Origin of the sequence: Pseudonocardia pini, assembly GCF_013870575.1 — a bacterium.
Classification (GTDB): domain Bacteria; phylum Actinomycetota; class Actinomycetes; order Mycobacteriales; family Pseudonocardiaceae; genus Pseudonocardia; species Pseudonocardia pini.
Genome location: NZ_JACBXB010000182.1, coordinates 1 through 8370 on the forward strand (window position 1 = coordinate 1; position 8370 = coordinate 8370).

General features: G+C 73.1%; 8 protein-coding genes. 6 read left to right on the forward strand and 2 right to left on the reverse strand.

All coding sequences use genetic code 11. The features are described from left to right. Window positions 1–460: ferredoxin reductase (locus H5J29_RS12965; RefSeq protein ID WP_181781193.1), on the reverse strand; the 460-nt coding region annotated here is incomplete at its 3' end. A 216-nt stretch (window positions 461–676) separates the two neighbouring features. Between H5J29_RS12965 and H5J29_RS12970 the strand changes: the two genes are divergently transcribed. The 3 genes from H5J29_RS12970 (at window position 677) to H5J29_RS12980 (ending at window position 4235) form a co-directional block, all read left to right on the forward strand. Next, window positions 677–1606 carry a LysR family transcriptional regulator gene (locus H5J29_RS12970; RefSeq protein WP_181781194.1) on the forward strand — a complete coding sequence of 310 codons (930 nt, stop codon included), beginning with the start codon at window positions 677–679 and terminating at the stop codon, window positions 1604–1606. 106 nt (window positions 1607–1712) lie between these two features. Next, the gene (locus H5J29_RS12975; RefSeq protein WP_181781195.1) at window positions 1713–2567 is read left to right on the forward strand and encodes an MBL fold metallo-hydrolase; all 855 of its coding nucleotides are present in this window, start codon (window positions 1713–1715) and stop codon (window positions 2565–2567) included. 90 nt (window positions 2568–2657) lie between these two features. Next, entirely contained in the window at window positions 2658–4235 is a 1578-nt protein-coding gene (locus tag H5J29_RS12980) for an AMP-dependent synthetase/ligase (RefSeq protein WP_181781196.1), read from the forward strand. Window positions 4236–4304: 69 nt separating this feature from the next. Here H5J29_RS12980 and H5J29_RS12985 read toward each other — a convergent pair whose 3' ends face one another. Beyond that, window positions 4305–4820 (reverse strand): DUF4442 domain-containing protein, encoded by a 516-nt coding sequence (locus H5J29_RS12985; protein ID WP_181781197.1) that lies wholly within the window; start codon window positions 4818–4820, stop codon window positions 4305–4307. 285 nt (window positions 4821–5105) lie between these two features. Here H5J29_RS12985 and H5J29_RS12990 point away from each other — a divergent pair, with 285 nt between their 5' ends. The 3 genes from H5J29_RS12990 to H5J29_RS13000 form a co-directional block, all read left to right on the forward strand. Further along, on the forward strand, window positions 5106–6311 hold the full coding sequence (locus H5J29_RS12990; protein ID WP_181781198.1) for an FAD-dependent oxidoreductase: 1206 nt from the start codon (window positions 5106–5108) through the stop codon (window positions 6309–6311). 14 nt (window positions 6312–6325) lie between these two features. Next, window positions 6326–6880, forward strand: coding sequence for an SGNH/GDSL hydrolase family protein (locus H5J29_RS12995; protein WP_181781199.1), 555 nt, complete (start codon window positions 6326–6328; stop codon window positions 6878–6880). A 77-nt stretch (window positions 6881–6957) separates the two neighbouring features. Then, window positions 6958–8370, forward strand: a 1413-nt coding sequence (locus tag H5J29_RS13000; protein ID WP_312858192.1) for a beta-ketoacyl synthase N-terminal-like domain-containing protein, incomplete at its 3' end; no start/stop codon positions are given.

Consider the following 8370-nt stretch of genomic DNA (forward strand, 5'->3'; position numbering starts at 1 on the left):
CCAGGAGGCCACCGGTCACCACGGTGACCCGCGGGTCGGTCAGCCGGTCCAGGTAGGCCATGGACGCGCGGGACCGGCCGCCGTAGAGCAGCCGCCAGTCCGCACCCGCGGCCTCGGCGGCCGCGATCATCGGCAGGATCGGGGTGATGCCGATCCCGCCGGCGACGAACAGGTAGGACGAGGCCGCGACCAGCGGGAAGTGGTTGCGGGGGCCGTCGACCTCGATGCGGTCGCCGACCCGCAGCCGGTCGTGGACGTGGGCGGAGCCGCCGCGGCCCTCGGGTTCGCGCAGCACGGCGATGCGGAAGCCGGGGCCGACCAGCGAGTACTGGCGGACGAGCCCGGGGGCCAGGTGCAGGTCGACGTGGGCGCCGGGGGACCAGGCGGGCAGCGGGCCGATCAGCTCGAGCTCGACGACGCCGTCGGCCACGGCCCGGCGGGAGGTGATCTCACACAGCACGAACGGCGACGCTAGGTCCGCGCCGGGACGCCGCGCCCGTCGAACGCGAACGGCAATCATGTGATCGGTTCCGCATCGGGCCTCCCACCTGCGGATTCACCCACTCGTGGCGCTGCTGGTCACGCATCGTTCGCCTGCTGGGCGCCCACACGTCGTCCCGTGCCGGTGCGGGCGGCCTACCGTTCCGGCGCACCGGTCGGGAGGGGTGAGACTCGAGTGGAGTTCCGGTACCTGCGCTCCTTCCTCGCGATCGCGGAGGAGCTGCACTTCGGGCGCGCCGCGCAGCGGCTGCACCTGGCGCAGCCCTCGCTGTCGCAGCAGCTGCAGCGGCTCGAGCGCGACGTCGGGGTGGAGCTCGTGCGCCGCAGCTCGCACGAGGTCCGGCTGACGCCCGCGGGCGAGGCGTTCCGGGAGGAGGCCCGCAAGCTGCTCGACCAGGTCGACCGCGCTATCGCCGCGGCCCACGCCGTCGCCTCCGGGCGGGCGGGCACGCTGAACATCGGCTTCAACTTCCCCGCGGGACAGGACGTGCTGCCCGCGGCGCTCGCGGCACTCAACACCGAGCACCCCCGCGTGCAGACCCAGCTGTGGGAGCGGCGGACCGGCCCGCAGCTGGAAGGCGTGCAGTCCGGCGAGCTGGACGTGGGGTTCGTGTACGGGCGGCCGGTCAGCCCCCAGCTGTCGTCGACCGAGCTGATGACGGTCCCCATCGTCGCGGTCGTGGGGGAGCGGCACCCCTGGGCGGGGCGTGACGAGATGCCCGTGCGGATGCTCGACCGGCAGCCCTGTCTGCTGTTCCGCCGCGAGCAGAGCCCCGCGATGCACGACGCGATCCTGGGCGCCGCCGACCGCGCGGGCATCAAGCTGACCATCACCGCCGAGGTCGACGACCCCGTCGCCACCGGGGTACTCGTGTCGGCCCGGCAGGTGATCGGGTTCGCCTCGGCGTCACGGGCGGTGCGCGCACCTGCGCAGGGGCTCGTCGCGGTCCCGCTGACCCAGCCCTCCCCGAGCCTCGCCCTCCACGTCGTGTGGCGGACCGAGGACCGGACACCGCTGGTGGAGGCCCTGCTGGGGGCGCTCGCCACGGCAGGGCCGTTCGAGTTCAGCAGGCCCGAGCCGAGACGCCCGGAGCTGGGGCGATAGGAGCGGCGCATCGGCCGACAGGCAACCGCTGCTTGCCCGCCCGTCGGCGATCGGTCACGGTGGCGGCGACGGCGCGGGGAAAGGTGCCCGGCCGTGGGGAGGTCACGTGGAACTGACGGTGCTCGGGTGTCGGTCGGGGATGCCCGCAGAGGGTCAGGCCAGCTCCGGCTACCTGGTCTCGACGGCGTCGACCCGGCTCCTGCTCGACTGCGGACCGGGCATCGCGACGGCCCTGTCCGCAGTGGACGCCGTCCCCGACGCGGTGCTGATCAGCCACCTGCACTCGGACCACTGCTACGACCTGCTCCCGCTGGGCAAGGCGCTGCTCTACCGGCGGCTGCAGGCGGCGATCGGCGACCGGGCCGCCGACCCGGTGTCCGCCGCCCGTCATCTCGACATGTCCGGTCCGCGCGTCCCGCTCTACGTGCCCAAGGGCGGCCGGGCCGTGCTGGAGCGGCTCGCCTCGCTCTTCCCCGTGACGACGATGCCGTTGCTGGACAGGGTCTTCGACCTCGCCTTCGAGGTCGTCGAGTACACCGCGGGGGACGACGTCGAGGTCGGCGACGCCCACGTCTCCCTCCATCCGCTGCGGCACGTGGCCGCCAACTGCGGCATCCGCGTCGAGACCCCGCGGTCCGCACTGGCCTACACGGGGGACACCGGTCTCACGCCCGGGCTGCAGCCCCTCGCCGCAGGTGTCGACCTGCTGCTCGCCGAAGCCACCCTCGCCACCACCGACACCGGCCCGCACGGCCACCTCTCCGGCGCCGACGCCGGGGTCGCAGCGGCCGAGGGTGGCGTCGGGGAGCTGGTGCTGACCCATTTCGTGTCCACCGACCCCGCCTGGGTGACGGCCCGCCGCGACGACGCGGCCGCGGCCTTCACCGGCCCGATCCGCATCGCCGAACCGGGCCTGCGCATGGACGTCCGTACCGCACCGGCGCCGGTCACGAGGTCCTGACGCCGCAGGTCTCGCGACCGTGCCCGTGGTGAAGCTCCGCCGACGCTGCCCAGGGTCGGCTCCGCACGCTCCGCCTCCAGGAGGCCTCCCGTGACCGCCGTGCTCAACCCCCCACTCGTCACCCTGCCCGACCGCGGCGGGATCGCCGTCGAGATCCTGCGGAGGCTGGACGAGGCGGGGGACCGCCCCGTCCTCGCGGCCCCGCGGGAGCCGGGGTGGGCCGAGGTGTCCGCCCGTGAGCTCGCGGGCCTGGTCCGCGCCGTCGCGGCGGGCCTGCGGGCCGACGGTGTGGCACCGGGTGACCGGGTCGCGCTGTTCGGCGGGAACACGACGGACTGGATCGTGCTGGACCTGGCCGTGCTCGCCGCAGGGGCGGTCACCGTCCCGATCTACCCGACGGCCTCGCGGACCCAGGTCGACCACGTCCTCGCCGACTCCGGCGCCGCCCGCACCTTCGCCGAGACCGTCGACCAGGTCGCGCTCTCCGGCGCGGAGCCGTTCGCGGCGGCGGTGCGGCGGCTCGCGGAGCTCGGTGCCGCAGGTCAGGTGCCCTCGACCGACGAGATCGACGCGGACGACATCGCCACGATCGTCTACACCAGCGGGACCACCGGGAACCCGAAGGGCTGCGTCCTCACCCATCGCAACCTCTTCGCGGCGGCGGGCAACGTGGTCGCCTTCCTGCCCGAGCTGTTCGCAGGCGACGACGCGTCGACCCTGCTGTTCCTGCCGCTCTCCCACGTGTTCGGCCGGGTCAGCGCACTGGGGTGCCTGTGGGCGGGCGTCCGGACCGGGCTGCTCGCGTCCGCGGCCGAGCTGACCGCGGAGCTGCCGCGGTTCCGGCCGTCGTTCCTGGTCCTGGTGCCGTACGCGTTGGAGAAGCTCCGCAAGGGGGCGCGGACGGTGCTCACCCCCGAGGCGGAGGCCGAGGCCGTCGCGCTGGGCGCCGGGTGGTCCGGTCCCACCGCCGAGGCCCTGCGCGCCTCGCTCGGCGGTCGGCTCGCGCACGTGATCTGCGGCGGCGCCTCGCTCGACCCGACCACCGCGGCGTTCACGGCGGCGCTCGGGGTGCAGGTGCTCGGGGCCTACGGGCTCACCGAGTCGACGACCGTCGTGACCATGAGCTCGCCGTCCGCGGTGAAGGCCGGCCGGGTCGGGCGAGCGCTGCCCGGCTGCGAGGTCCTGATCGCCGAGGACGGTGAGGTCCTGGTCCGGGGGGCGAACGTCGCACCCGGCTACTGGCCCCTGTCCGGTCCGCCCGACGCCTGGCTCCGGACGGGAGACCTCGGCGAGGTCGACCGCGACGGCTTCCTCGCGATCACGGGCCGCCGCAAGGAGATCATCGTGACGAACGGGGGCAAGAACGTCGCCCCCGAGCCGCTCGAGGACCGCATCCGGCTGCATCCCGGGATCGCGCACGCCGTCGTCGTGGGGGAGGGGCGGTCCTATGTGGCCGCCCTGGTCTTCGCCGACCCCGGCGCCTCGCCGGACGTCCAGGCGGCGGTCGACGACGCCAACTCCCTGGTCTCCCGCGCCGAGTCGATCCGGCGCTGGACGCTCGTCGAAGGAGCCCTGAGCGTCGCCGACGGCACCCTGACCCCGAGCCTGAAGCTCCGCCGCGCGGTGATCGCGGAGCGCTACGCCGAGCAGGTCACCACCCTCTACTGACCGCACTATGGAGCCACAACTGTCGTTCTGAGCACGGGAGACGACAGTCGTGGCTCCATCGTGCGGGGGTCAGGCCGCGGCGCCCATCCACGCCACGTAGTCGAGCTCGACGCGGCCGAGCAGCACGTCCGCGTCGTCGTGCAGCAGGGCGAGGCCTGCGAGCTCGAACCGCCCCGCCGTGCCGGCGAGCACGGCGTCGATCGCCTGCCGGTCGAGCGTGGCGCGCGCCCGCACATGGCCGACGGCGGGCTTGAGGAACGCGATCTTCGACGAGCGCAGCACGAACCCCTGCAGCTGCGTGATGCGCGGCGCCATGGCACCGGCGAAGGCCGCAGCCCCGGCCACCTCGGCCGCGAGGAACAGCGCGCCGGCGTGCACCGTGCCGAAGTGGTTCTGCAGCTCGGCGCGGACCGGCAGCTCGGCCTGCCCGTGGTCCGGCGCCAGCTCGGTCACGCGGACACCGACGTGGTTGCAGAAGGGGACCATCGTGTCGACGGTCCGGCGGAGCCGCTCGAGGTCGACGGGGCCGCCCGTGGCGGCGAGCTCCGCGACGACGGCGGACAGCGGATCAGTGGTGGTAGCCATGCCGACCATTACCTCCGAAGTGAGTGGCCGGCGGGTGAACAATACTGTTCCGAATGCCGACCGATATGCGGGCGGGGCACGGCGAAATGGCTGGCTGATCGGGTCGGTGCATGACGCGATAGTGCACCGCCATCGTGTGGGAGAGCTCGTTGACTTCCCTTACCCGCCCCCGTAGACACAATTCTCGTACCGCCTCCAGTGCCGTTCCTGCCCACCCGTCGACGGCGACGGTGACCCACCTCAGACCGGGACCGGCCGTCACCTTCGGGGAGCTGACGAAGAGCAATGAACGAGCCCTACGACGTGATCGTGGTCGGCGCGCGCTGCGCCGGATCCCCCGTCGCGATGCTGCTGGCCCGGCGCGGGTTCCGGGTGCTGGCCGTCGACCGCACCGCGCTGCCCGCCGACACCGTCTCCACCCACTACCTGCAGCAGTACGGCCTGGCCCGGCTGCAGTCCTGGGGACTGCTCGACGAGGTGCTCGCCACCGGCGTCACCCCGATCACCCGCATGACGATCTCCTACGACGACGCCGTGATCTCCGGTTTCGCCGACCCGATCGACGGGATCTCCGCGACCCTGGCCCCACGCCGCACCGCGCTGGACCCGGTCCTGCTCCGCGCCGCAGAGGCGGCAGGCGCCGAGGTCCGGCTGGGCTCGACCCTGCGCGACCTCGTCGTCGAGGACGGCGTGGTGCGCGGCGTCCGGCTGCAGACCGCCGACGGCGAGCTGGTCGAGGAGCGGGCCCGCGTGGTCGTCGGCGCCGACGGTGCCCGGTCCCGGGTCGCCGAGGCGGTCGGGGCGGGCACCTACGACGTCGTCGAGCCCGCCTGTTTCATCTACTACAGCTACTGGGAGGGGATCCCGGACACCGGGTTCCACAGCCGGATCGGCCTGGGCCGCCAGCAGGTCGGGCTCTGGCCGACCAACGACGGCCGCACGCTGGTCGCCGTGATGCGCACCCGGGACCGCTACGGGGAGTTCCGGCGCGACGTGGAGGCGAGCTTCCACGAGGTCTGCGAGCAGGTGGTCCCCGACCTCGCCGAGCAGGTCCGTGCCGGGTCGCAGGCCGAGCGGTTCACCGGGATCCGCTACCCGGACAACTTCTACCGGGTCTCCGCGGGCCCGGGCTGGGCGCTGGTCGGCGACGCCGGCTACCACAAGGACCCCTTCACGGGTAAGGGCATCTCCGACGCCTTCACCCACGCCGAGCTGCTCGCGGGCAAGATCGCCGAGGGGCTGGAGGGCCGCCCGATGGGCGACGTGCTCGCCGAGTACGCCGGCGAGCGCGACGCCGGGACCAAGGGCGCCTACGCCTTCACCACGATGATCTCCGACCTGGATCTCTCGCCCGAGCTGCAGGGTCTGTTCCGCGCCGTCAGCGACAACGAGCCTGCCACCCGCCAGTTCCTCTCGATGGTCGGCGGCGGGATCAGCGGCGAGGAGTTCTTCGCCCCCGCGAACGTCGGCCGGATCCTGGCGGCCGTCTGATGTACGGCCTCGTGGTGATCGGTGACAGCTTCGCCGAGGGCCGCGGCGACCCCGACGGAGCGGGTGGGTACGTGGGGTGGGTGCCGCGGGTCGCGCACCGGCTGGGGATCGACGACGTGCTGAACCTGGGTTCGTACGGTGCCCTCACCTCGGACGTCGTGGACCAGCAGCTGGACAAGATCGCCGACGTCGAGACCCCGCTGCTCGGGGTCGCCGTCGGCGGCAACGACCTGGTCCGCGCCTACGACCACGACCGGTTCCGCGCGAACCTGACCTCGATCTTCGACGCCGTCGCCGCACCCGGGCGGCGGGTCTTCACCCACGACTACCCGGACATCCCGGGCAAGCTCCCGGGCGTCCCGGAGGAGCACCGCACGCTGCTGCGCGCCCGGTTCGCCGAGGCCAACACGTTCCTGGCCGGGCTCTGCGCCGAGCGCGGCGTGGTCCGGTACGCACTGTCCACCGCGGCGCTCTGTGCGGACCCGGACATGTGGTACCCGGACGGCATCCACCCCTCCTCGCTCGGCCACCGCACGATCGCGAACGAGATCGCCGCGCTGCTCGTCTGAACGTCTCCGCACGCTTCCGATTCGCTCACGTGAATCGGCGCTGTGCGCTGCCCGAATTGCCGCTGAAAAGAGGATTCGTGTCCGACTCCCCGCAGCTCAGAGACAGGGCCAGAATCGGCCGCCGCACGGCGGACGAACCCATTGCGATCGTCGGCATGGCGGGCCTGTTCCCGATGGCCCGCAACTACCGCGACTACTGGCAGAACATCCTCGACGCCGTCGACTGCACCACCGACGTCCCGGAGACCCACTGGCGGCCGGAGGACTACTTCGACCCGACGCCGTCGACCGACCCGTCCCACCCGGACACCACCTACTGCACCCGGGGCGGGTTCGTGCCGGAGACCGAGTTCGCGCCGGGCGAGTTCGGGATGCCGCCGAACCAGCTCGAGGTGACCACGACGGTCCAGCTGCTCAGCCTCGTCGTGGCGCGCGACCTGCTGCGCGACGCCGGCGCCGTGACCGACGAGGGCAACGCCGACTGGTACGACCCCGCGCGGACCGGCGTGACGCTCGGCGTGACCGGCCCCATGCCGCTGACGCACCCGATGGCGGCCCGGCTGGAGACCCCGGTCCTCAAGGAGGTCGTGCGCAGCTGCGGGCTGTCCGACGCCGACGCCGAGGCGATCGCGCAGAAGTACCTGCTGGCCTTCCCTCCGTGGGAGGAGAACACCTTCCCCGGCCTGCTGGGCAACGTCACCGCCGGACGGATCGCGAACCGCTTCGACCTGGGCGGCATGAACTGCGCGGTCGACGCCGCGTGCGCCTCGTCGCTGTCCGCGCTGCGGATGGCGGCCGCCGAGCTCGCCGAGGGCCGCGCCGACCTGATGATCACCGGCGGCTGCGACACCGAGAACACCGTCTTCGGCTACATGTGCTTCTCGCGCACCCAGGCGCTGTCCAAGAGTGGACGCATCAAGCCGTTCGACGACACCGCCGACGGCACGCTCGTCGGCGAGGGCATCGGGATGCTCGCGCTCAAACGACTGGCCGACGCCGAGCGCGACGGGGACCGGGTCTACGCGGTCGTGCAGGGCATCGGGTCCTCCTCCGACGGCCGGTTCGGCAGCATCTACGCGCCGCGGGCGTCGGGCCAGGAGCTGGCGCTGCGTCGGGCCTACACGGACGCCGGGGTCTCGCCCTCGTCCGTCGAGCTGTTCGAGGGGCACGCGACCGGCACCGCGGTGGGTGACCGGACGGAGCTCACGGCGCTCGGCTCGGTGCTCGGTGCGGAGACCGACGAGCGGGGCTACGCCGCGATCGGCAGCGTGAAGTCGCAGATCGGGCACACCAAGGGGGCCGCGGGGACCGCCTCGCTCATGAAGCTCGCGCTGTCGCTGCGGCACAAGGTGCTGCCGCCGACGATCAACATCGCCACGCCGAACCAGGCACTCGACGACAGCCCGCTCTACCCGAACACCGTCACGCGGCCGTGGATCCGCGACGCGCGCCGCCCCGTGCGGCGGGCTGCGGCGTCGGCGATGGGCTTC